This is a genomic window from Belliella marina, from assembly GCF_042682445.1.
Taxonomy (GTDB): domain Bacteria; phylum Bacteroidota; class Bacteroidia; order Cytophagales; family Cyclobacteriaceae; genus Belliella; species Belliella marina.
This window is the reverse complement of sequence record NZ_JBHUHR010000051.1, coordinates 57,038-78,739: the sequence shown is the minus strand read 5'-3', so window position 1 is coordinate 78,739 and position 21,702 is coordinate 57,038. Positions and strand designations below refer to the sequence as shown.

The following is a 21,702-nucleotide window of genomic DNA, read 5'->3' as shown; positions in this document are numbered from 1 at the left end:
TAATTTAATAAATAGTCTTGAAATAATTTTAAATAAAACAGGGAAATGCTTAGCTATTGGGAAAAAACACACTTTTTGAATTATGATATGATAGTCATTGGGGCAGGTATAGTAGGCCTGTCCACTGCGATCCAGTACAAGACCAAGTTTCCCGAAAAAGCTGTGCTGGTCTTGGAAAGAGGTGTTTTTCCAAGTGGGGCAAGTACCAAAAACGCAGGGTTTGCCTGTTTTGGTAGCTTGACAGAGATTTTGGATGATTTGACCAATCTTTCAGAACAGGAGGTGGTAAGGCTTGTGGAAAAAAGATACCAGGGACTCCGGGCTATCAGGCAGGTTTTTGGTGACAAAGCCATTGGTTACAAAGGTGATGGGGGAATGGAATTGATAACCCAAAGCCAAGAATGGGTTGTTCCTGAAGTTTCTCGAATCAATGAAATGCTTCGTCCCTTATTTCATGAAGATGTTTTCGAAATTCTGGACGATATGCAATCATTCAATTTTGGTCCAAGTGTGAAGTATGTCATCAAAAACAAGTATGAAGGTGAATTGGATACAGGTTTATACCTTCAAAGTTTGTGGTCAAAAAGCCAATCTTTGGGAGTGAAAATCCTGACAGGTACAAATGTAGAAAGTCTGGACATAGATCAGAAAACTGTTTATGTAAAAGATGGGGTACATTCAGGTTTCATACCATTCCATGCAAATCAAATCTGTATTTGCACCAATGCATTTACCAATCAGCTGATTCCAAACTTGGATATCAAGCCCGGGAGAGGTTTGATATTGGTGAGCAAACCTTTGCATGAATCTTTGCCATGGGTTGGGACATTCCACTATGATCAGGGATATGTGTATTTCAGAAGCTTGGAAAATGGTAAGAGGGTACTGTTGGGTGGAGGTAGGAATTTGGATTTCGAAAAAGAAGAGACGGATCAGTTTGGGATCAACCAAAAAATCAAAACCTATTTAATGGATTTGGTGGAAAATGTAATCCTTCCAAATCAGCCTGTCGAAATCGATATGGAATGGTCTGGTATTATGGCATTTGGGCCGAATAAAAAACCTGTGATTTCCTTACTCAATAAAGATGTGGGAATAGCTGTGAGATTGGGAGGGATGGGGGTGGCACTGGGTTGGAAGGCAGGAGAGGAACTGGTTAGCCTATTGTAAGGGGTGGAAAGTTCCAAAATTTTGTTAATTTCATGTTTTAGATTAATCCAAAATTCACTAAATGGTTAAGATACGTAAAGATCCGTCTCTTTTGGAAGCGGTATTTCCAATATTGTTTTTAATAGTATTACTGATTATAAACATTGGGATTTTTGGCACAGATGGACTTGACGGCTCCAACCAGATGGTGTTGGTGATATCTTCTGCATTGGCGGCATTGATAGCTGTGTTCAGGCTGAATATCAGATGGGAGGCACTCCAAGATGGTATTGTGAAGAGCATTAGTTCTGCGATGTCGAGTATATTGATTTTGTTGTTGATTGGAGCTTTGGCAGGTACTTGGATGTTGAGTGGGATTGTTCCGGCGATGATTTATTATGGTTTGCAAGTACTCAATCCCACTATATTTTTGATTGCTGCATGTATTGTAAGTGCAGTAGTTTCCATTGCCACAGGTTCCAGTTGGACCACTGTTGCTACAGTTGGGGTGGCCTTGCTGGGGATTGGCAAAGCATTGGGATTCAGCGAAGGGATTATTGCAGGTGCAATTATATCAGGTGCATATTTTGGGGATAAGATGTCACCATTGTCAGATACGACCAATCTTGCCCCGGCCATGGCAGGGACGGATTTGTTTACCCACATCAAGCACATGACCAAAACCACCGTTCCATCTATTTTGATAACCTTGGTGATCTTTGGTGTCATTGGGTTTACAAATGGAGCTGAGGGCTCCGTAGAGCAAGTGAAAGGGATCTCAAATGTAATTCTCGAAAAATTCAACATCAACGGCTGGTTATTTATTGTTCCTTTGGTCGTGATTGGATTGATTGTCAAAAAAGTGCCCGCTGTACCGGCTTTGTTGGCAGGGGCTATATTGGGTGGAGTTTTTGCCATTATTTTCCAACCTCAAATCATCTATTCTATAGCCGGAGAAGATGCACAGGGTTATGCCTACAATGCTTTCAAAGCTGTGATGATGGCACTTTATGGAGAAGTCAGTGTGACGACGTCCAATGATATAGTGAATGAATTATTGGTAACTGGAGGCATGGCGGGGATGTTGAATACCATTTGGTTGATTATCTGTGCAATGGTTTTTGGCGGGATTATGGAAGAAAGCAGGATGCTATCTGTTTTGGCTGAGGCAGTGATCAGAAAAGTACACTCCATTGGTTCTTTGGTGGCATCTACCGCTGCGACCTGTATGTTTTTCAATGTGACTACTTCAGATCAGTATTTGGCTATCCTTGTTCCCGGTAGGATGTATGCGGATATCTATAGAAAAAGAGGCCTGAAACCGGAAAATTTGAGTAGAACACTGGAAGATAGTGCCACTGTGACCTCTGTACTTGTACCATGGAATACCTGTGGTGCCACGCAGGCTTCTGTATTGGGTGTGGCTACATTGACTTATGCACCGTATTGTTTTTTCAATATCATCAGTCCATTTATGACGATTATGTATGGGTATTTAAAGTTGGGAATAAATTATTATTCCGAAGAGGAAATGATTGAAATCAAAAAGGAGTTTTCTGTATGATTCCGAAAAGTATTACAAAAGATGAAGTGAACGAATTGCCTTTGGGGCAGTTTGAAGGAGAAATTGTATTGGTCAATTCTTTAGGTCAAATCCATGAGGTCGTTGAGGAGCTGTCATCACATGATTTGCTGGGTTTTGATACCGAGACGAAGCCTGCATTCAAAAAGGGCGTCTATAATTTTGTGTCATTGCTGCAGCTTTCAACACCAGATGTTGCATTTTTGATCAGGTTGAATGAACTGGGCTTACCGGAAGGTATTCGGGGTATCATGGAAGATCCAGGTATATTGAAAATTGGCGCTGCTGTTTTGGACGATTTGAGAGGGTTGCGGAAGTATGCCCAAGATTTTGTGCCTGCAAGTTTCTTTGATCTTAATGAAGAGTTGAAAAAGGTGGGCTTCAAGAATATTGGTGTAAGAAATTTGGCTGCGATGGTGATGGAAATCAGGATTTCCAAATCTGAACAAGTTTCGAATTGGGAAGCTTCCAGCCTGACGGAAAAGCAGATGCTCTACGCAGCAACTGATGCCTGGGTGTGTCTGGAAATCTATAAAAAACTCCATTTGCAGGGGTATTTGGATCAGCTTTTTAATCGTTGACAATTTTAGCTTGCGCAAGATCAGCGATTTTGGACCTGAAGGTCTCGTAATTGCTTTCACGAATTCTTAAGGACATTTTACAGGTATTGTCAAAATCCTGGGATGTGATTTCCAAATCCAGGTCTTTCACCAGTCGCATGACATCATTCATTTCAAGATAGTCAAATTCCAAAACAGCTGATTTTTTGACAATGGCTTCGATGATTCGATTGCTTTCCAAAGCTTCTGAGGCGGCGGTTTTATAGGCAGTGATCAATCCACCAACCCCAAGTTTTGTGCCGCCAAAATATCGGATTACAACGATTAGGGTGTTGGTAAGGTTCTTTGACCGGATCTGACCCAATATTGGATCGCCTGCCGAATGGTTAGGTTCTCCATCATCATTGGCTCTGTATTGCTCTTGGTTTTTTCCCAGGATATAGGCATAGCAGTGATGCCTTGCATCGTAATATTGCTTCTTGAGATCCTCTAAGATTTCTTTGATCTCAGCTTCATCCGCTACCGGATATGCAAATGCCAAGAATTTGCTTCCTTTTTCTTTGTACAATCCCTCCGATATCCCAGATATGGTAAGGTAGGTGTCTTCCATTGTGTTAAGTCTTGATTTGCTATGGTATTTCGTGTTTCTTCACTTTCTGGTCATTCAAAATTAACAAAATAGAAATTTGGGACTGGTGGTATTCTTAAATATTATTTTAATTTTGAATTAGTATGAACTACTTCCCAAAACCCGAAATTATTGTCTTGAATGGTGTGGTCAATGAGACAGGTCAACTGCATTTCTTCGAAAAGTCCGATGATTTTCCTTTTGAAATCAAAAGATCCTTCTGGATCACTGGCGTTCCAAAAGGAGAAAAACGAGGAGTGCATGCACACAAAAGGGAAACCCAACTTTTGATAGCCCTGAAAGGGGAGGTAGAAGTCAGGTTGGAGGACAGGTCAGGAAATACCTATTCGTTTGTACTTGACCAACCCAATCATGCGTTGGTACTGCCAGCTTTGTATTGGTCTGAAGTGATATTTGGAAATGATGCAATATTGTTGGTCTTGTCCGATCATGGGTTTTCGGAGAGTGATTATATAAGAAATAAAGAGGAATTCGATGCTTTATCGTAAAAATATTGCTGATCAATTTGAAGTTTCCATAGGACATTACGCCAATGAATCCCATGATTATTTTTTGCAGACTTTTGTTCCCGAAGGTCCGATCCAATATATCCATGTAAAGCTGAAGAAAAAAGAACAGGTAAAGGGAGAGATTTTTTTTGTCGTCAATGAAGACAAGGAAGCGGTTTCCCTGCCCAATAGTCCTTTTGGAGGTTTTTGGTTGGGGGATTCAGTGACATCTGATATTATTTCTGAAATGATTGCGTTTATTTTAGAGTGGCTGAAGTCATCTGAGGTTAAGTCTGTCAGCATCACACAGGCTCCAGCTGTGTATGGCAACAAATCAGATTTGATTGGTTATCTTTTGTTTAGCCAAGGGTTTCGTTTGGAAAGGGTTTTGAACCATCAGGTATTGTCAGGGAAGAAAAAGATCAAAAACAATCTGAACCACCTGCTTCCGAAATATCAGAAAAAGGCAAAAGAACAACAATTCAATATAGTAACGGGAAACATCCAGAGTTTTTCCTTTTTGAAGGAAATAGCACAGTGGAAAAATTCAAGGGGACACGAAGTCACGGTAGATGAAAACAAGCTGATTCATCAGGTGTCGAGTTTTCCCGAGCGCTATTTTGTCATTACGATTCTACAGGCAGGGGTTTCTGTAGCGCATGCGGTTGCAGTCAAGCTGACATCTGACAGCCTTTATTATTTTTATTCTGCCATCAATCCAAAGAACCAAATGAGGCTGACGGGCGAATTGTTGATGGTCTATTTGCTCAAGTTGGCGATGGAGCAAAAGGTTTCCTTTCTTGATTTGGGTTCTTCCGATTTGGATGGGATTCCAAATCATAAATTGATGTATTTCAAGGATAAGTTTGCAGACACTTGGACCAACAAAAGCACCTGGATCAAAACCTTGTAGAAATGGAAGAATTGCCACTGGTATCGATCATTTGTACTGTATTCAATCAAGAAGCCTTTGTCAATGAATGTCTCGATAGTGTAGCAGCTCAAGGATATAGGGATTTCGAGCTGATTATCATAGAAAATGGAAGCAAGGACCGATCTAGGTCTTTGGTAAGGCCGTGGATAGAGAAACACCCTCATTTATCTATTCAAGCAATCTATCACGAAGTTCCTCTTCCATATTGTGAAAGTTTCAACAAAGGATTGCAATTAAGCCGAGGGAAGTATATCATTGATCTTTCTGGTGATGATCTGATTTTCCCATTTCATTTGGAAAAAAGTGTGGGGAAACTTGAGAAAAATCCTGCGGCAGCTTTTTGTTTTTCGGATGCAGAGCTTTTTGAATATGGGAAAAAACCTAAGACTTTTTATCAAAGAAGCCCGCAAGGAATGCTACTTGATAGGGTGCAGGAAGGGGATTTGTATATGCAAATTGTTGCAGGAAATCCTGTCTTATCAGTAACCATGGTTTTTGATGCCAGCAAATTAAAAGAGGCAGGGGGATATGATGAAGCTTTGGCATATGAAGATTTTGATATCATGATAAGGCTTTCCCGGTATCATTTGGCTGTTTTTTCGGATCACATAGGAGTGGGGAAAAGATTGCATCCAGCATCTTTTTCCTCAAAGCAATATCTCCCCAAACTTTCTGTGATGCTCCCTTCCACACTGAAAGTCTGCCAAAAAATAAAATCAATGAATGAAAACCAAGAAGAAGATCGAGCGCTGTCTATCCGGGTGCTGTATGAAGCCAAGCATGCGCTTTGGTCTGCAAATTTTGAGGTCGCTTCAGGTTTTTTAGAGTTGGCCAAATCCCTAGACGTAAAAGGTATTGAATATGGTTTTTTTAGAAATTGGGCAAAACTTAAGCTTGATCTTTCCCGTCTTTACGTGTTGTTGAAAAAATAGAGATATGTTTTATGTTTTTGCAAAAGCTTTTCTAAAGTTCTAAACTTTAGAAAAGCTAAACCATTGTTATTTTATCCAACCATCACTTCCACCATATCAGTTCTGCTAAAATACTTTAGTCCGACTTCAAGAATGTCTTGGGCAGTGAATGTCCTGATAAAATCAAGTTTTTCATAATAGAAGTTTTGGTCCAATCCAGCTTGGTGTATGCTCTTGAATCTTCCGATCAGATCAAAAGCCGAACTGAAATTGGACAAGAAGCTTCCAATCATATAGTTCCTGACTGTTTCCAATTCATCGACGCCAACCAATTCAGTTTTCAACAGGTTTATTTCCTTGTAGATTTCTGTAATCACTTCGTTGAGATATTGCTTTTGGACATCAGCCATCACTATCCAATAATCTGCATTTTTCAAACTCCCAATACTGCTATAAATACCATAGGTATGTCCTTTTTCCTCTCTGATATTTTTGATCAGCCTGGAGCCGAAATATCCACCCAGAATAGTGTTGAAAACGGAAAGGGCATGGTAGTCAGGGTGGCTTTTTGGAATCAGGTGGCAGCCTATGCGGATGGTGGATTGAAGGGATTTGTCTTTGACCTCGTAGAGTCTGTCCTTTGCGATGTTTTCAAATAGAGGATACTCTTGTTCTGTGAAATTGACATCCAACGAACCCAAAAGTGCCGCAATCATATCCAATTCTGCTTCACCAACATTTCCTGTTAGGAATATCTCCGGATTGTACCAAAGGGAATGATTGTAATAGTCCAGAAGGTCTTCCCTCGTAATGATTTCCACATCATATTCTTCAGAAATCAATCCATATGGATGGTTCTCACCAAACAATTGCCTTCTGAATAATTGACTCGCCCTCGCTCCATTCTGCTCTCTTTGAAGGCTGATGCTTAAGGCTTTTTGTGATTTCCTTTTTGCCAATTCCTTTTCTGGGAAAGTAGCTTCTGTCAGTAGGGATCTGAAAACAGGGAACACATTGGAAAAATGCTTCTTGGTAGTCAGCAAGGCGATGCTGTTGTTCTCGAAACCAGAGCTGACTTCGACTTCACTTGCATAGTGGTCAAAAAAATCATCTAAATCGGAGGCGGATTTTTCTTTTGTGCCCTCCATGATCATATTGAGGGTGAAGAAGGATGTCAGTTTTTTGTCATCTGTATTCAAAGCCCTTTGTGTATCAGTATTGATTTCCAATCGAATGGCATCAATTTCCGGTGTAGGTATAAAATACAAGTGGACTCCATTTTGAAGAGTCCGCTTGATAGGGTTTTGCAGGGTGATATTCTCCGGGATTTGGAATTCCGGAGCTTTGCTTCTGTCTAATGTCATTATTTTGAAATGTTGTAAGCAAGAGAAAGCCTCAAGGTCTCTGCCAATGGGTGGTTTTGTACCTGTGGTACGAGGTAAGAAAAATCAAATCCCAGAGCTTTGTAGTTGAATCCTACACCCATGGTGAAGTAGCGTCTTCCTCCTTTGTTGATGTTTTCATGGAAATAACCGGTTCTTAAGGCAAGCCTCTCATTATAGGTATATTCTACACCAAATGAAATCATGATCTCCTGCATTTCCTCTCGGAATCCTCCAGGAGCGTCAGCAAAAGAACCGAACATACCAGCTATCAAAGGTCTATTTGGGTCTTTCCCGTTTCCAGGTTCAATCACAAGGTTTCCATCTGGATCAGTAATGAGATTCCCGTTTTCATCCCTGCTATAAATTGGTGGGGAAGGAACCATCAATTTGTTCAAATCCAAAGCAAAAGTGATGGAATTGTATTCATCCATTTTGATTTGGTATGCTGTACCTATCCTGAAATTGGTTGGGATGTAATCCAAATCTTCCGAACTGTTGTAGGTGAGTTTTGGTCCTATGTTGGAAATACTGGTGCCCCATGACCAAACACCTTCTTTACTTCCTACAAAAACATCCTTAGTGTAATATAATCCAACGTCTGCCCCCACGGATACACCCGGCCTGCTTTCAGTGCCACCTGCTGAGGACATATGTCCAGACAGGTTGGAGTGTATAAGTCTTGCCGAAATCCCCAAGCCCAGATTTTCGGACAATCTTCGGGAATAAGTACCTCCAATAGCAATATCTCTTGGCGTAAACTCGCCCAATTCATTCCCTCTTTGATCGGTCAATTGGATGTCTCCCATATTGAAATATCGAAGATCAAAACCAAATGCGGAATTCTCATCGATTTTCTTGTATCCAGACAAATAACTCACCGACATATCATTGACCAATCTGCCCAACCATGGGGAGTAGGACAATGAAACCCCCATATCATCTTTGATAAAAGCAAGTTTGCCTGCATTCCAGTGTGCGGAATTGGCATCGGGGGAAGTAGCTACCCCAACATCTCCCATGGCCGAATGCCTGCTGTCAGGTGCGAAATTCAAAAAGGGAACAGCAGTAGTAATTACTCTCCTGCTTGGGTCCTGCCCTGTGATTTCTACAGAATTTTGTGCAGAAACATCATACGCTGAAAGACATACGAGAGAAAGAAAAAGTGTCTTGAATGAATGGCTTACCGATATTTTCATTTAATGATTATTTTGCCGCTCTTCCTATCTGAAGTATTGTCTATTTCTGATACGAGCTGTAATTCGTAAATATAAGTTCCTTTTGTTGGATATTTGGTTTTAGAATGGAAAAAAATCCACTCAAAGTCATCCAAAATATAATTGGCTTTCACATAACGCTTGCTTGATTGATATATTTCATGTCCTGACATGGTGAAAACACGCAAGTGAAGCATTAAGTTTTCACCGGATCGATTATGTTCTATCCTAAATTTGCTGACCTCAGAGCTGGGGTTGGGATAAGTCGTGCTGCTTAGGATCCTGACTGATGCGCTTCCATCTACAAGAATCTCACGCTCCACTATCGATCTGTTACCCACATTGTCCCAAGCTTCAAATGAAACCACATTGATTCCTTCTACCAATCCTTCCACAGGGACAAGAACCTGTCCTTTTTTATAGCTGTTTTTTATAGCCGAATAGAATTCATTAAGAAATATTGGATTCCCGCCATTGATTTGCATGGATATGTTTTGGCCAATATTGGCAGGGGAAATATTGATGCCGCTTTCATCATGCAGGTTAGCCAGTAGCTTGATGTTGTATGCTGAGAAAGTGTCCAGATCCTCCCCGTATTCATTCCCAAAGAGCAATTCGATCTCAGGCCCTTCAGTATCTTCGGGAGTGTGTGGGTCCGTGCCCCCGATGATAGTTTTCTTGGCAGACATGGCTTCTTGCCCATTCTCAAGCTCGGCAAAAACCCTGACAAGACCCTCCCCAAATTCATATTTGATGTTTTTGGGCATGAAAATCTCTGCTTCAAAGGTGCCGTCATCCACATCCCCAATGCCTTGAAACAGTACATTTCCTTCAGTTTCAAAATTGATGGGAACACTTTCATCTCCCAAGGTTTGTTTTGCCTCTTTTTTGTCAAATAAGATCAATTTGTATTTACCTTTGGCATTAGAGATCGAAGATTGTGTCAAAGGATCGATGATTTTTCCCCGAACAGCTACCCTTTGCATAGCACGCAATGTATCCACTTCCATTTCTAAGCCTATATCGAATACCTCTTGGACTTTGGATTCCAATTCTGGGGCAGCAAGCTTCATCGATGGATCACCAAGTAAGGAAAAGTTTCTGTTGAAAGATCCATTCAGGCTGTTGTTTTTTGTTCTTTTGTATATTTCTCCCAAATCTAAATTTTCTCCGTTTTCTTTTTGGAAGACCGCTTCAATAAAAGCCTTGTTCAGCGCAAAATTGATGCTGCTAAAGACAGGCCTTCCTGTAGTCAGCAATCCAATAGCTCCTTTTTTTGGTGCGAATAGCATTTCCTCTGCGCCTGATCTGATGAAGGGGCTGTCATGTCTGCCAAATTCACAGGTGGCTGTCACCAATAAAGGCAAAAATGGATTGTCAATCCAGTCACGCAAATCAGAAGTTTGGTATACTTGCTCTGCTGTAAGGGTGGTTTCATTCCCATGTCCGATATAATTTAGGATCAAGACGCCCTCTTCGATTGTCCTTTCTAAGGCATCTTTGGCTTGTGGGGATGATTGCCTGCCAGCAGTTCTTATTTGTTCGAACCTATCGAGATAGAGCTTTTCAACGATGTATTCAGGGTAATTCTCAGTTAAGAATCTCGCATGGCTTTCAGCGTCGTTTAGGTGGATATTGTTGTCACCATCATCTGCGAAGAGAGCGATTCTGCGTTTCCAATCTCCTTGGTTTGCGGTTTTTGACTCATATGCAATGATTTTGTCCACTGCTTCCCGTGCTTCCTGGATGTTGATGGCTGGGATCCTTCCGATACCAATTTTGAGTGACTCATCTCCAGCGTTGCTTTCTGTCCATTCCCCCTGTCCCATTTCCAAAAAACCAAAGTAATCATCAGAAGAATATGTCGCCAAAGGATTAAGACTGTTTCGAGAGCTATATGACGGGACGAGATTTGGCCTGCCTCCAGCGATTTTTGTTTTGTAGTCATAGGTTCCCTTTCCAAAAAACAGTACGTTCTTGATGTGTCCGGTATTGTTGTAATGATAAGACAGGAAATTTCTGATAGCAGTAATGTCATAGGTGCCATATCCAAAGGCATCAAAAACATCAGTTAGTATCACTACTTTGGTGCTGATCCCAAGGTTGTTTTTGTGGCTGGCAAGTCTTTCAGCTTGGGTTTTTAGTATTTCGGGACTGATGATGACCAAGGATTGGTTGACCGCCTCGGTTCTTAAGCTGAGGTTTACGGGGGCCAATCCTGTGATGTTTTGACTCTCTGCTGTACTAAAAGCCACCACTTTTTCACCATGCTGAATAACAGTTTGATTGTTGATATAAGCTGTCTTGTATATGTCTGTGACAAGAAAAGAGGTCTTCCCAGGTGCAGGTAAGATGCTAATAGGTGTGGGGGAGAGGTTGTGAAAAATGCCTTCTGGAAGATTGGAATTGGAGAATGAGGTTGCCAAAGAAATGTAATCCAGATATGCTCCTCCATTGATGTCGGAGGTTTGTTGACTGAGTGTAGTTCCCAGTGAAGGTGATCCAATTGGAATGTTTGCAATCATTGTTTCTTCACGTCCTTTGATCCCGTATGTGGCATTGGTAATGGGTGGGATGGAAAAATTTAAACTTGATTGGCCGTTGACAGCTAAGGATAACTGGCTCTCCTGTAAGGATTGAGCCATGACCTTGATTTTGATGATTCCTGCGCCTGAATTGCCAGCAGGTATGGCAAAAGTGTGGTTGTAGGATTGTCCACTATAGATTGGGTTTCCGTACCAGTTTCTCCCAGAGGAAAGTAGGTTTATGTTCTCCTCTTTCTTGACCTGAATCTGAAAAAGGTTGCCTGAAAGGTTTAAAGTGGAGGATTCTGCATCTTGGATGGATATGGTAGGAGCTTGGTTTGATATCAGGTAGAATAAGGTGTCCGAGTAGTGGTGGTGCTGATATTCCCAGCCATCGGTTGTGGGATGGATTTTGTGAGGCCCTTCCAGGTAAAAAAACAATTCACCCCCAATTATTTTCGAAGGGATTTCCCTTAATGTCAGGTCAATACTGTCCAGTTTCTGAGGTAAAAGACCAGAATTCCCAAATATTGAAATATGGTCTATACCCGAACTTCCAAGTTGGCTTATTTGGCTTTGGGAAATTTTGTAGACGCCGGACTCTGTGATTGGGAATTTGAAAAATTGTGTTTGCGCATTGGAAATTCGCCAAAAGGATAATGCAAATAAGAAACAGACTAGGATTGTCCTCTTAAATATTTCACACTTTCTTTCCATTCTTTTCGATCACTCCCTCTATTACAGAAAGTGCAATATAAGAAATTATTATAATGGGGATTCCCGCCAAGCCCAAAGTTATCAAACAAGTCAGCCCAATGAGTAAAGTGAGGTATCTGAATACATTGTTTTTTATGCTGTAGTTTTTGAATTTCAGCGCGATCAGTGGTATTTCTGCCACCAATAGAAATGACATGGCTACTGCGATCGCCAACAATACAGCTGGTTGGGCAATGTGACTTCCGATCTCGGGAAATTTGGAAACAAAAAAAGGCAGGGTGCTTATCAACAAGGCATTTGCAGGTGTTGGTACGCCTATGAATCGATCTGATTGGCGTGTGTCGACATTGAATTTGGCTAGCCTCAATGCCGAAAATATACCAATCAGCAGTGCCACAAAAGGCAAGAATTCAGAATCGGAAAGTTCTTTGACCCATTGAAATACGATAAAAGAAGGAAGCACCCCAAAAGTCACCAAATCCGCCAGAGAATCCAATTGTTTGCCAATCTCACTATGGACTTTGAGGATTCTGGCCACAAACCCATCCAGAAAATCAAAAATGGCTGCCAGAATTATAAAATAAGCACCAAATTCTATTTTTTCGGACAGGACGAAATATATGCCTATCATTCCAGACAATAGGTTTAGGCTGGTGATACTATTGGGGATGTGTTTTTTGATCATCAAAATCTTGCTCTTTTTCCGACAAAGGGATTGTATTCTTTTTCTGTACCTACGGATGTTTCTGGACCATGGCCAGGATACACAGTCATGTCTTCCGGCAGTGTGAACATCTCGGATTTGATTTTTGACAACAGCGTCTGGTGATCGCCACCGGGTAGGTCTGTCCTGCCGATACTTCCCTGGAACAAGGTGTCACCTGCGATACAAATATTCGTGTCTTGATGATAGAATATCAAATGGCCTGGAGCATGTCCGGGTACAAACTTTATCTCCAAGATAGTGTTTCCAAACTTGATTTGGTCGTTTTCATCTATAAATTGATCAGCCTCAGATTCATCATATGCAGGAAAACCGTAGTTGGAGGCATAAGCTGAGACAGATTTGAGTACAATGACCTCATTTTGGTGGATCAATAGCGGTACATTGTATTTTTTTTTGACAAAGGAATTGCCCAAGACATGATCAATGTGGCAATGGGTATTGATCAGATATTTGACTTTAAGACCTTCGGCAAGAATAAAACTGTGTAGTATTTCCTGTTCTTTTTTTTCATAACAACCCGGGTCAAAGATGACGGCCTCTTTGGTCTCATCATACAAGACATAGGTGTTTTCCATAAAGGGATTGAAGGTAAAAGATTTTAATTGTAGCATATCGGGAAACATTTTCTAGAAAGCATCAAAATAACAAAGAAAGAATTTATTTTTGGGCATGGAAGTAGATTTTTTACTCATCGGACAAGGTTTGGCTGGAACAGTATTGTCTTACAGGCTGATTGAATCCGGCCATTCGGTAATGGTCATCGATCAACCCCAAGAAAATAAAAGCAGTAGGGTTGCTGCCGGGTTATACAATCCGCTTACAGGCCGTAAGATGGTGAAGACTTGGAATGCAGATTTGCTTTTCCCCGAAATCGAACCTCTTTATGGGGATATGGAAACGGCTCTTGGAATCAAGTTTCTATATAGAAAACCGATATATAGGCCTTTTTTATCCATTGAAGAGCAAAATGAGTGGATGGGGAATAGTGGGGATGTTAAATTTAAGCCTTATTTGAAGGAGATTCATACTAAAAGCCTGTTTAGTGAAGTTGTAAATGAATATGGTGGGGTTATGTTGGCACAGTCTGGCTATCTGGACATCAACCCGCTGCTCGATGGCTATGCCAAATTCCTGAAAAGCAAAGATTCCCTGAGGGAAGAAGCATATGATGAGAGTCACTTGGAAATAGGAAACGGGAAAATAATCTATAAAGATATCCATGCCAGTGCTGTTGTCTATTGCAATGGGTTGGGGGCGATGGAAAGTTCATTTTTCAAAAGTTTGCCATTTGCTCCGGTCAAAGGGGAAATTTTGGATCTGGAACAAGACTTTCACCCAAAGGAGATCATCAATAGGGGGGTATTTCGGATAGCATTGGAAAATGGCCTTGTTCGGGTAGGCTCTACTTACTCTTGGCATGATTTGGATCTAGGACCTACCGAAAGGGCAAAAAATGAACTGTATGAAAGACTGGACAACCTGATGAAAATCCAAAGTAAAAGACTCATCGTACATAAAGCGGGCATAAGGCCGGCAACAAAAGATAGAAGACCAATGTTAGGTAAACATCCAGAGCATGATTGCGTTTATATTTTCAATGGTTTCGGAGCGAAGGGAGTTTCATTGGTGCCTTATTACAGCAAAATGATGATGGATTTATTGATAAATAAAAATCAACCCAACAAGGATGTTAATATAAGTCGTTTTTTTAAGTATATTTAAAACGTAAGTTATCTTTAACTAATGAAAAATAGAATTTTCTACCTAACGCTACTTATAGGGCTACTTTTGCCTTGCCTGAAATCTTTTGGCCAATTTGACCAAGAAAGGTTTGGTAAAAACAGAATCCAACACAAAAACATTGAATGGTATTATTTCAGCTCCAATAATTTTGAGGTCTATTATTATGATGGGGGTGTGACCAATGCCCGTATGGCAATAGATTATTTGGAGAATGAATTTGACCGTTTGACCCAAATGATAGGGTATGTTGCGTACACCAAACCGAAAATTTTTATTTACAACTCTCCCGAAGAGTTGTTGCAAAGTAATCTTAATCTCAACAAAGATGAGTTTACTGTAGATGGACAGACTTTTTTCAGTAAACTTCTAGGCGAAGTGGCGTTTACAGGTACTTGGGAAGACTTCAAAAAGGAATTGGTCTACAGTACATCCAAAGTCATCATCGAAGAGATGCTATATGGATCAACGATCGCAGATGCATTTCAATCCAACTTGATCAATAGTTTCCCGGAATGGTATATAGAAGGTGCGGCCATGTATTTGGGCTATGGCTGGGGAATGGAAATGGATGATTATATCAGACATTATTTCAAGAATGAAAAGAAAAATAAGTTTCATAGGCTTCAAGAAAAGGAAGCTGCATTGGTTGGGCAGTCAATATGGAACTTCATTGCGGAAAAATATGGCAGAAGATATATTTCCAGTATCCTGAATCTTAGCAGAATCAACAGAAATGAAGAAAACAGTATTGCGAATACCACAGGGGTGAATTACAATGCATTCAAGGAACAGTGGAAGCAGTTTTATGTACAGACCAATAGTCCAGTCCTCACTACATTCAAAAATTTCAACGAAAGCAATATTGTAAACAGGACAAAATCATCGCAATTAGGGGCTATCAATGATATCAAATTCAGCCCTGATGGGAAGCATTTGGCCTATGTCATCAATAATGGGGGGAAATACAAGGTTCAAGTCAAAGAACTGGCAAGCAACAGGGAGCAGACCATCTTGTCTGGAGGGAGTAGGTCAGCCGACCAACCCGCAAATTTGACAAGTCCCGTCATTGCTTGGAAAGACACTTTGAACCTTGCGATAGCGACGTATAAGAGAGGGACGACTTCTTTGGTTTTACGGGCAATAGATGGATCCAACCAAGATAAAATTTACTTGAGAAATATCACCCAGATATTGAGTATCGATTACAATTCCAATGGAAGGAATATGGTTGTCTCTGCAATTTCCAACAATGGGAAGACTGATGTGTTTTCCCTGAATGTGAGAGGGGTTGGAAAGCGATTGACAAACAATGTGTTTGATAATGTCGATCCAGTTTTTTTAAATGATTCCACGATCATATACGCTTCTAACTTTACAGAATTACCTGACTCGGTCCTTACAAGGTATCCCGATGTGCGCAAGTTGCCAGACTATTTCAATTTATACCGCATTGATATTACTGATTCTACAGAGATCACTACCAAATTGACCAATAGCAATAATAGAAACAGAAAGATTGCTGTACTCAATGGGAATTTTGTGCTCCACCTGAGTGACCAAAGTGGAATCATGAATTTGATGAGGATGAGTGTAAATGGGTCGATTTCAAGCCAGGTTTCTTCTTTCAACAAAAGCCTGGAAGCATTTGATTATTCTTCCCGTTTGAATAGGATCGCTTATTCGTACAGGGATGGGAACCAAAGCGTGTTAGTAATAGAACCTTATTCCAATACCGACCAGTTCACTCCAAGCACCCCGAGAGTGCAACTGCAGCAGGCAAAAATCCTCAGTGAAAGGATAAGTTCGAGAAAGGTGGAGCAACAGGAAGAAGCCAAACCAGAAGAGAAAATCCCATCAGTTGGTGTGGATGAGGTGAAAAGGGATTCTACATTGAACATCAGGCTGGAAGACTTGATGATTGGGGGAAGAAGTCCGCAAACCTCTACAGGGGTGACAAGGCCTCCCCAGACCACAAGCCCAGACAGCATCCCTCCGACTGGCAATATGACAGGAAGCATTGATACCGATAGGTTGAGGTTTGAAAGAAGAGGAGGGATAGATACCGAAAATTATACTTTTGACACCATTCCGCCATTGAACCAGGCAAACACCGGCTTGAACCAATTGCAGGCTAGAAGTAGCCTGTTGGACAATTTTAGAAGACAAAGCTTGCAGAAGCGGGTAGTAGGGCCTCAAAAGATGACGCCACAATTTATTACAAGCAGCCTGAAAACAACATTTGTGGTTGACCCATTGAGAGGTTTTGGAATCAGTCTGAATGGAAGAATGTCCGACTTACTTGAAAACCATTTGTTTGAAGGCGGGATCATGACGACATTGGATTTTAGGTCCGGAAGTGATATTTTCTTCGACTATCAGTACCTCAAGCATCGGGTTGATTTGAGGGGCAGATTTGATAGGCGTACTATTCAAAGATCAGAAGCAGATCTTACATTCCAAAAATATGTGTTGACCAAAGCCGAATTGGGTTTTTCATATCCATTTTCTGTGCATAGCAGGGTGATGGTCGCTCCTTTTGTCGCCAAAAGCCAATATTTTAACCTGAATCCAGATTCCATATTGAGAGGGGCTGTTCCTGAGCAAAATCGATTTGATGTGAATTATGCCGGTGCCAGGGTAGAATTTGTTGTAGATAAGACGGAGCAGCTTGGGTTGTATATGCAGAAAGGGTTGAAAGGAAAAATCGGGGCTGTACACTATCAAGGCTTGAATGTAGGCGAGAGGTCATTTTCCAATGCATATTTAGACTTGAGGAATTACCAGAAGATCCATAAAAACATCACATTTGCCACTAGGTTGTTTGCGGGTTCATTCTTCGGGGAGAATCCCCAGACTTATTTGGTTGGAGGTATGGACAATTGGCTATTCAACCAGTTTTATAGACCGCCAACCAATAGACCTGAAGCTTCCCCAGTCAGGAATGCCGGCGGCTTTGAGAATTCCAACATACTCTTTGCAGAATTCGTAGATCTGAGAGGTTACAATTATGATGAGATTCGTGGCAAAAATGTCATCACATTCTCATCTGAATTGAGACTCCCTATATTTTCATATTTGTCGAGGGGGAATATCACCTCAAACTTCATCAAAAACTTCCAATTGGTGGCATTTTATGACATAGGTACCTCTTGGAATGATTCACCACCTTGGGATCGTATCAATGACCAAAACACGGAAGTGATCGATTCTGAAGGCTCTCCTTTTTTGATTACACTGAACAATTTCAACAATCCCTGGCTACAGAGCTATGGTGCTGGCCTTAGGACCGTGTTGTTGAATTACTATGTGAAATTTGATCTTGCTAGACCTATCAGGAACTATGAAACTGGAGATCTTAAATTTTATGTTACCTTAGGGTATAATTTCTAACCAAATTGTTGCTTATTTATGATTAAATCAATGACAGGCTATGGTTTAGCCAGTTTTGAAGATGATACTTTTGTTGTCAGTGTTGAAGTAAAGACATTAAATTCAAAATTTTTGGATCTATCAATCAGAAGTCCAAAACAATTTTCCGATAAAGAACTTGAGATTCGAAATCTGGTAAGTTCAGTATTGGAAAGAGGCAAGGTGAATATATCCATAGATTTCACAAGAAAGACTGGTGAAGAGCTTCCTGTAGGCTTTGACGAGGCGCTTTTTGCGGGGTATTACCAAAAGTATTTGGCTATGGCTACCTTGGTGGGTGCTGATACCAGTGATCTGTTCAAATTGGCCATCCAGTCTCCCAATGTCATGACACAATCAACCGAGAAGGTATCAGTGTCAGAGGAATGGGAAGTGGTCAAGGAAGTTGTCCATAAGGCTTTGCTGAAGTGTGATGAGTTCCGATCTGATGAAGGAAGTGTCTTGGAGAAAAAATTTAATGAGAACTTGGGTGTACTGAGGGATGGATTGATGAATGTAGGGAAAGAAGACCCTATCAGGAAAGACAGGATCAGACAAAGAATCAGGAATAACTTTAAGGATTGGTTGGAAGAAAATGATTTTGATAAAAACAGGTTTGAGCAGGAGTTGATCTACTATTTTGAAAAAGTAGATATCACGGAAGAAATCGTAAGACTTGGTACGCATTTGGATTATTTCCAGAAGAATCTTGACGAGGATTCCAACCAGGGTAAAAAACTTGGGTTTATAAGCCAAGAGATAGGAAGGGAAATCAATACGATTGGTTCCAAAGCCAATGATGCCAGTATCCAAAAGCATGTCATAGTGATGAAGGATGAATTGGAGAAGATCAAGGAACAGGCATTGAATATCCTGTAGCTTTCACCGCTCTACATGGACTTTGACAATCATATCCGGTCTAAACTTCTTATGGAAGTCTAGACCGGATTTTTATTAGCCTCACCATTATCCGAGTTTGAACCTGATCGGCATTCTCATCCTGGCCCTTACAGGCTTTCCCCTTTGTTTTCCAGGCTCCCATTTTGGTGCGTTTTTTATCACCCTGATTGCTTCTTCGTTGCATCCACCGTCCAAGCCCCTGAGGATTTCAATATCCTGTAGTGATCCGTCTGTGTTGACGACAAAGACCAGAGTTACTGTTCCTTCTATGCCCATCCTCCTTGCTTGTGTTGGGTATTTTAGGTTTTTTTTGAGATATTGGTTCCAAGCACTCATTCCACCAATAGGGGATGGTGCTGATTCGACAAAATCAAAGATTTCTTCAGCATCATCAATGATTGGTGCATCAGATATCACAATATCTTTGATAACCACATCATCTTTGACATCTATGTCGATGACAAAAACAAGGTCTTCTATCTGAATTTCGTCAGGCACTTCTTGGATGATTGGTTGTTCTAAAGGGGGAGGGGGAGTTGTCTCTTGTATTGTGATGGGGATGTCAAGCAATTCATCGTCGATGTTGTTTGGCTGCAATGTCGTAATTGTAGCACTGGCATCATACACCTTGTAATTGAATGCGAACAATGCCAATGATATGCTGATCATTAGCCCTAGATTGAAGAACAGACCTGTTTTTGTACTCAGATCTGCGTTGGGTGTTTTTTTGAGTTCCATTTTCCTGTTGTTTAGAATGAATTAAATGATTGGTTTTCTTTCTTCTTGGAGTCTTGGATCACCTTCTTTTTTATTGAATATTCCAGTCTCTAAGATTAATTAAATAAAAGTTAGTTAATAAGATTTGAAATAACTAATTATTTAATAATAAAAAATGAAATTGCATTAAATTCTATTCTAAGAATACAATGGGACTAATACAAAGATCTTGGGGCAGTAATGATCTGGATACGGGAGGGATTGGGGCTTGAAGTTGTATGAATGGTCGGGGGGCAATGTATACTATTCAATGCAATTTGTCCAAGGCAATCGTGTTTACCAAAAAATCCTTCGAAACTTTAAGCCTTGATAATGTGATATGGTAAGAGTCGCCGTATACACTTTAAAAGCCTAAGACTTATATATTCGTGCTTTGAAGTTATTGGCAGCGATAAAATGAAACCAACATGTTGGATCTATAGAATGAAGAACATGTTGGTTGAAAAAAAATCAAAGCATAAAAAAAAGGACCGAAGTCCTTTTTTTATATCTAATTAACCAAGTTTGAATCTGATTGGTAATCTCATTCTAACTCTTACTGGTCTACCTCTTTGTTTTCCAGGTTCCCACTTTGGAGCGGCTTTCACTACCCTTACAGCTTCTTCGTCACAACCTCCACCGATTCCTCTTAGGACGTCTACATCTTGGATAGTTCCATCTGTGTTGACAACGAATACAACATACACAGTACCTTCGATTCCCATTCTTCTAGCTTGGGTTGGATACTTAAGGTTACTGCTCAGATATTTATTCCAACCTTCCATTCCCCCTGGAGGGTTTGGGGCATTTTCAACCACATCAAAGATAGCATCTGCTTTTTCTTCTACAGGTGCATCAGAAATAACTACTTCTTTGATCACAGTTTCTTCTTTCACATCCACATCGAAGTTTACTTCAATTTTTTCTTCGATTTCGATTTCATCCGGGATCTCCTGGATCACTGGCTGTTCTACCGGTGGTGGAGGTGGAGGTGGCTGTTCTGTGATTGGGATGTCCAATAATTCTTCAAAATCATCGGATACCTGTCCTAAATCTTTCAAATCCCTGTCGTCAAAAGACTTGTATTCAAAAGCAAATAGAACTAGACCAACACTGACAAGTAGACCTAGATTCAAGAACATTCCTGATCTTTTGGTCAAGTCAGCTTCTGGTGTCTTCTTAGCTTCCATGGTTGTTTACTTTATTAAGGTTATTAATTTTTTCCAGTTTGGAGATAACAATTCTAGGTATTTATTTTTACTTATACAAGTTTGGAATCCATCTTATATAAAATATAAAAACAAATTACCCCAACGGCAGCTCCAAGCATATTTGCGGCAATGTCATAATAGTCAAAAGACCGATTTGGTACATATAGTTGCAAATACTCTACTAATATAGCAAATATTATTCCAAAAACTAAATAGCTAGTAAATAATTTGAGGAATTTCTTGTCTTTGCTTGCCTCAACTACCCAAACCCTCATCCAAAGCAAATTCAACACAAAGAATAGACCAAAATGGACTATTTTGTCTTTATGCGGAATCTGTGGGGTAGAAGGGAACTTGTCTCCCGGACTCAACATTGCCAGCAATACCAATCCCAGCCATATCACTGCCGGGAGCAATCTGTAGTTGAGGATTTTATCAAGCACCAATCAATTCTGCATATTCTTCCGGAGAAAGCAAATCAGAAGGGAGATCCCCCAAGATTCTAACTTTGATCATCCAACCGGCCCCATATGGGTCTTCATTGACTACTTCAGGTGCTGCTTCGAGTTCTTCATTGAATTCGATGATTTCACCTTCCAATGGCATGAAGAGGTCAGATACTGTTTTGACAGCTTCAACCGTCCCGAAAATTTCACCAGAGGCAATTGTTTCTCCGACCGTTTCTACTTCGACGTAGACAATATCTCCTAATTCTCTTTGGGCAAATTCTGTAATACCAATTGTGGCGATGTCACCATCAATTTTAACCCACTCGTGGTCATTTGTGTACTTGAGTTCTTTGGGGAAATTCATATATTTTTTTTTAAGATGTTCAAAAATACA

19 protein-coding genes are annotated in these 21,702 nt (G+C 40.6%); 9 read left to right on the top strand and 10 right to left on the bottom strand.

Annotated features, from left to right (window positions below):
* The first annotated feature begins 45 nt into the window (after positions 1–45).
* The 3 genes from ACFSKL_RS22900 to ACFSKL_RS22890 all read left to right on the top strand — a co-directional run bounded on the left by ACFSKL_RS22900 (position 46) and on the right by ACFSKL_RS22890 (position 3,312).
* A complete protein-coding gene (locus tag ACFSKL_RS22900; RefSeq protein WP_376889722.1) occupies positions 46–1,170 on the top strand; it encodes an NAD(P)/FAD-dependent oxidoreductase in 1,125 nt (374 codons plus the stop codon).
* Positions 1,171–1,231: 61 nt separating this feature from the next.
* On the top strand, positions 1,232–2,713 hold the full coding sequence (gene nhaC, locus ACFSKL_RS22895) for a Na+/H+ antiporter NhaC (RefSeq protein ID WP_376889720.1): 1,482 nt from the start codon (positions 1,232–1,234) through the stop codon (positions 2,711–2,713).
* Entirely contained in the window at positions 2,710–3,312 is a 603-nt protein-coding gene (locus ACFSKL_RS22890; protein ID WP_376889718.1) for a 3'-5' exonuclease, read from the top strand. Before nhaC ends, ACFSKL_RS22890 begins: the two co-directional genes overlap by 4 nt.
* Here the strand turns inward: ACFSKL_RS22890 and ACFSKL_RS22885 are convergent.
* On the bottom strand, positions 3,302–3,901 hold the full coding sequence (locus tag ACFSKL_RS22885; RefSeq protein WP_376889717.1) for an IMPACT family protein: 600 nt from the start codon (positions 3,899–3,901) through the stop codon (positions 3,302–3,304). The genes ACFSKL_RS22890 and ACFSKL_RS22885 overlap by 11 nt on opposite strands.
* Positions 3,902–4,023: 122 nt before the next feature.
* Between ACFSKL_RS22885 and ACFSKL_RS22880 the strand changes: the two genes are divergently transcribed.
* Genes ACFSKL_RS22880 through ACFSKL_RS22870 form a run of 3 tightly spaced genes read left to right on the top strand, consistent with a single transcriptional unit; the run spans position 4,024 to position 6,294 of the window.
* Positions 4,024–4,428: a sugar 3,4-ketoisomerase gene (locus ACFSKL_RS22880; RefSeq protein ID WP_376889715.1), complete on the top strand. Its 405-nt coding sequence runs from the start codon at positions 4,024–4,026 to the stop codon at positions 4,426–4,428.
* Positions 4,415–5,341: a hypothetical protein gene (locus ACFSKL_RS22875; RefSeq protein WP_376889713.1), complete on the top strand. Its 927-nt coding sequence runs from the start codon at positions 4,415–4,417 to the stop codon at positions 5,339–5,341. Before ACFSKL_RS22880 ends, ACFSKL_RS22875 begins: the two co-directional genes overlap by 14 nt.
* Positions 5,342–5,343: 2 nt before the next feature.
* Positions 5,344–6,294 (top strand): glycosyltransferase family 2 protein, encoded by a 951-nt coding sequence (locus ACFSKL_RS22870; protein ID WP_376889711.1) that lies wholly within the window; start codon positions 5,344–5,346, stop codon positions 6,292–6,294.
* A gap of 71 nt (positions 6,295–6,365) precedes the next feature.
* On the opposite strand, the gene ACFSKL_RS22865 is transcribed toward ACFSKL_RS22870, so the two are convergent.
* From ACFSKL_RS22865 to ACFSKL_RS22845, 5 genes are read right to left on the bottom strand one after another with little or no spacing between them, the layout of a single operon-like run.
* A complete protein-coding gene (locus ACFSKL_RS22865; RefSeq protein WP_376889708.1) occupies positions 6,366–7,637 on the bottom strand; it encodes a M16 family metallopeptidase in 1,272 nt (423 codons plus the stop codon).
* On the bottom strand, positions 7,637–8,854 hold the full coding sequence (porV, locus tag ACFSKL_RS22860) for a type IX secretion system outer membrane channel protein PorV (protein WP_376889707.1): 1,218 nt from the start codon (positions 8,852–8,854) through the stop codon (positions 7,637–7,639). Before porV ends, ACFSKL_RS22865 begins: the two co-directional genes overlap by 1 nt.
* Complete coding sequence (gene porU / locus ACFSKL_RS22855; RefSeq protein WP_376889705.1) at positions 8,851–12,114, bottom strand: type IX secretion system sortase PorU; 3,264 nt, start codon at positions 12,112–12,114, stop codon at positions 8,851–8,853. Before porU ends, porV begins: the two co-directional genes overlap by 4 nt.
* Positions 12,098–12,799, bottom strand: a complete 702-nt coding sequence (gene pssA / locus ACFSKL_RS22850) for a CDP-diacylglycerol--serine O-phosphatidyltransferase (protein ID WP_376889703.1) — start codon at positions 12,797–12,799, stop codon at positions 12,098–12,100. Before pssA ends, porU begins: the two co-directional genes overlap by 17 nt.
* A complete protein-coding gene (locus ACFSKL_RS22845) occupies positions 12,799–13,452 on the bottom strand; it encodes an MBL fold metallo-hydrolase (RefSeq protein WP_376889702.1) in 654 nt (217 codons plus the stop codon). Before ACFSKL_RS22845 ends, pssA begins: the two co-directional genes overlap by 1 nt.
* A gap of 58 nt (positions 13,453–13,510) precedes the next feature.
* On the opposite strand from ACFSKL_RS22845, the gene ACFSKL_RS22840 reads away from it, so the two are divergent.
* The 3 genes from ACFSKL_RS22840 to ACFSKL_RS22830 are packed head-to-tail and all read left to right on the top strand — an operon-like array spanning position 13,511 to position 18,871.
* A complete protein-coding gene (locus tag ACFSKL_RS22840) occupies positions 13,511–14,563 on the top strand; it encodes an NAD(P)/FAD-dependent oxidoreductase (protein ID WP_376889700.1) in 1,053 nt (350 codons plus the stop codon).
* Positions 14,564–14,584: 21 nt separating this feature from the next.
* Entirely contained in the window at positions 14,585–17,974 is a 3,390-nt protein-coding gene (locus tag ACFSKL_RS22835; protein ID WP_376889698.1) for a biopolymer transporter Tol, read from the top strand.
* An 18-nt stretch (positions 17,975–17,992) separates the two neighbouring features.
* The gene (locus ACFSKL_RS22830) at positions 17,993–18,871 is read left to right on the top strand and encodes a YicC/YloC family endoribonuclease (protein ID WP_376889696.1); all 879 of its coding nucleotides are present in this window, start codon (positions 17,993–17,995) and stop codon (positions 18,869–18,871) included.
* Positions 18,872–18,958: 87 nt separating this feature from the next.
* Here ACFSKL_RS22830 and ACFSKL_RS22825 read toward each other — a convergent pair whose 3' ends face one another.
* From ACFSKL_RS22825 to gcvH, 4 genes are all read right to left on the bottom strand, one after another.
* Positions 18,959–19,630 carry an energy transducer TonB gene (locus ACFSKL_RS22825; protein WP_376889694.1) on the bottom strand — a complete coding sequence of 224 codons (672 nt, stop codon included), beginning with the start codon at positions 19,628–19,630 and terminating at the stop codon, positions 18,959–18,961.
* Positions 19,631–20,163: 533 nt separating this feature from the next.
* Positions 20,164–20,838, bottom strand: a complete 675-nt coding sequence (locus ACFSKL_RS22820) for an energy transducer TonB (RefSeq protein WP_376889693.1) — start codon at positions 20,836–20,838, stop codon at positions 20,164–20,166.
* Positions 20,839–20,909: 71 nt separating this feature from the next.
* Positions 20,910–21,302 carry a VanZ family protein gene (locus ACFSKL_RS22815; protein ID WP_376889691.1) on the bottom strand — a complete coding sequence of 131 codons (393 nt, stop codon included), beginning with the start codon at positions 21,300–21,302 and terminating at the stop codon, positions 20,910–20,912.
* Positions 21,295–21,672, bottom strand: coding sequence for a glycine cleavage system protein GcvH (gcvH, locus tag ACFSKL_RS22810; protein ID WP_376889688.1), 378 nt, complete (start codon positions 21,670–21,672; stop codon positions 21,295–21,297). The genes ACFSKL_RS22815 and gcvH overlap by 8 nt, the downstream gene beginning before the upstream one ends.
* Positions 21,673–21,702: the final 30 nt, after the last annotated feature.

Excerpts from the sequence above, each read along its gene's own strand:
- gcvH (WP_376889688.1), bottom strand. The coding sequence starts at position 21,672 with ATGAATTTCCCCAAAGAACTCAAGTACACAAATGACCACGAGTGGGTT.
- ACFSKL_RS22900 (WP_376889722.1), top strand. The coding sequence starts at position 46 with ATGCTTAGCTATTGGGAAAAAACACACTTTTTGAATTATGATATGATA.
- ACFSKL_RS22880 (WP_376889715.1), top strand. The coding sequence starts at position 4,024 with ATGAACTACTTCCCAAAACCCGAAATTATTGTCTTGAATGGTGTGGTC.
- ACFSKL_RS22820 (WP_376889693.1), bottom strand. The coding sequence starts at position 20,838 with ATGGAAGCTAAGAAGACACCAGAAGCTGACTTGACCAAAAGATCAGGA.
- porV (WP_376889707.1), bottom strand. The coding sequence starts at position 8,854 with ATGAAAATATCGGTAAGCCATTCATTCAAGACACTTTTTCTTTCTCTC.
- ACFSKL_RS22875 (WP_376889713.1), top strand. The coding sequence starts at position 4,415 with ATGCTTTATCGTAAAAATATTGCTGATCAATTTGAAGTTTCCATAGGA.
- nhaC (WP_376889720.1), top strand. The coding sequence starts at position 1,232 with ATGGTTAAGATACGTAAAGATCCGTCTCTTTTGGAAGCGGTATTTCCA.
- ACFSKL_RS22870 (WP_376889711.1), top strand. The coding sequence starts at position 5,344 with ATGGAAGAATTGCCACTGGTATCGATCATTTGTACTGTATTCAATCAA.
- ACFSKL_RS22865 (WP_376889708.1), bottom strand. The coding sequence starts at position 7,637 with ATGACATTAGACAGAAGCAAAGCTCCGGAATTCCAAATCCCGGAGAAT.
- pssA (WP_376889703.1), bottom strand. The coding sequence starts at position 12,799 with ATGATCAAAAAACACATCCCCAATAGTATCACCAGCCTAAACCTATTG.
- ACFSKL_RS22835 (WP_376889698.1), top strand. The coding sequence starts at position 14,585 with ATGAAAAATAGAATTTTCTACCTAACGCTACTTATAGGGCTACTTTTG.
- ACFSKL_RS22825 (WP_376889694.1), bottom strand. The coding sequence starts at position 19,630 with ATGGAACTCAAAAAAACACCCAACGCAGATCTGAGTACAAAAACAGGT.
- ACFSKL_RS22840 (WP_376889700.1), top strand. The coding sequence starts at position 13,511 with ATGGAAGTAGATTTTTTACTCATCGGACAAGGTTTGGCTGGAACAGTA.
- porU (WP_376889705.1), bottom strand. The coding sequence starts at position 12,114 with ATGGAAAGAAAGTGTGAAATATTTAAGAGGACAATCCTAGTCTGTTTC.
- ACFSKL_RS22885 (WP_376889717.1), bottom strand. The coding sequence starts at position 3,901 with ATGGAAGACACCTACCTTACCATATCTGGGATATCGGAGGGATTGTAC.
- ACFSKL_RS22890 (WP_376889718.1), top strand. The coding sequence starts at position 2,710 with ATGATTCCGAAAAGTATTACAAAAGATGAAGTGAACGAATTGCCTTTG.
- ACFSKL_RS22845 (WP_376889702.1), bottom strand. The coding sequence starts at position 13,452 with ATGCTACAATTAAAATCTTTTACCTTCAATCCCTTTATGGAAAACACC.
- ACFSKL_RS22830 (WP_376889696.1), top strand. The coding sequence starts at position 17,993 with ATGATTAAATCAATGACAGGCTATGGTTTAGCCAGTTTTGAAGATGAT.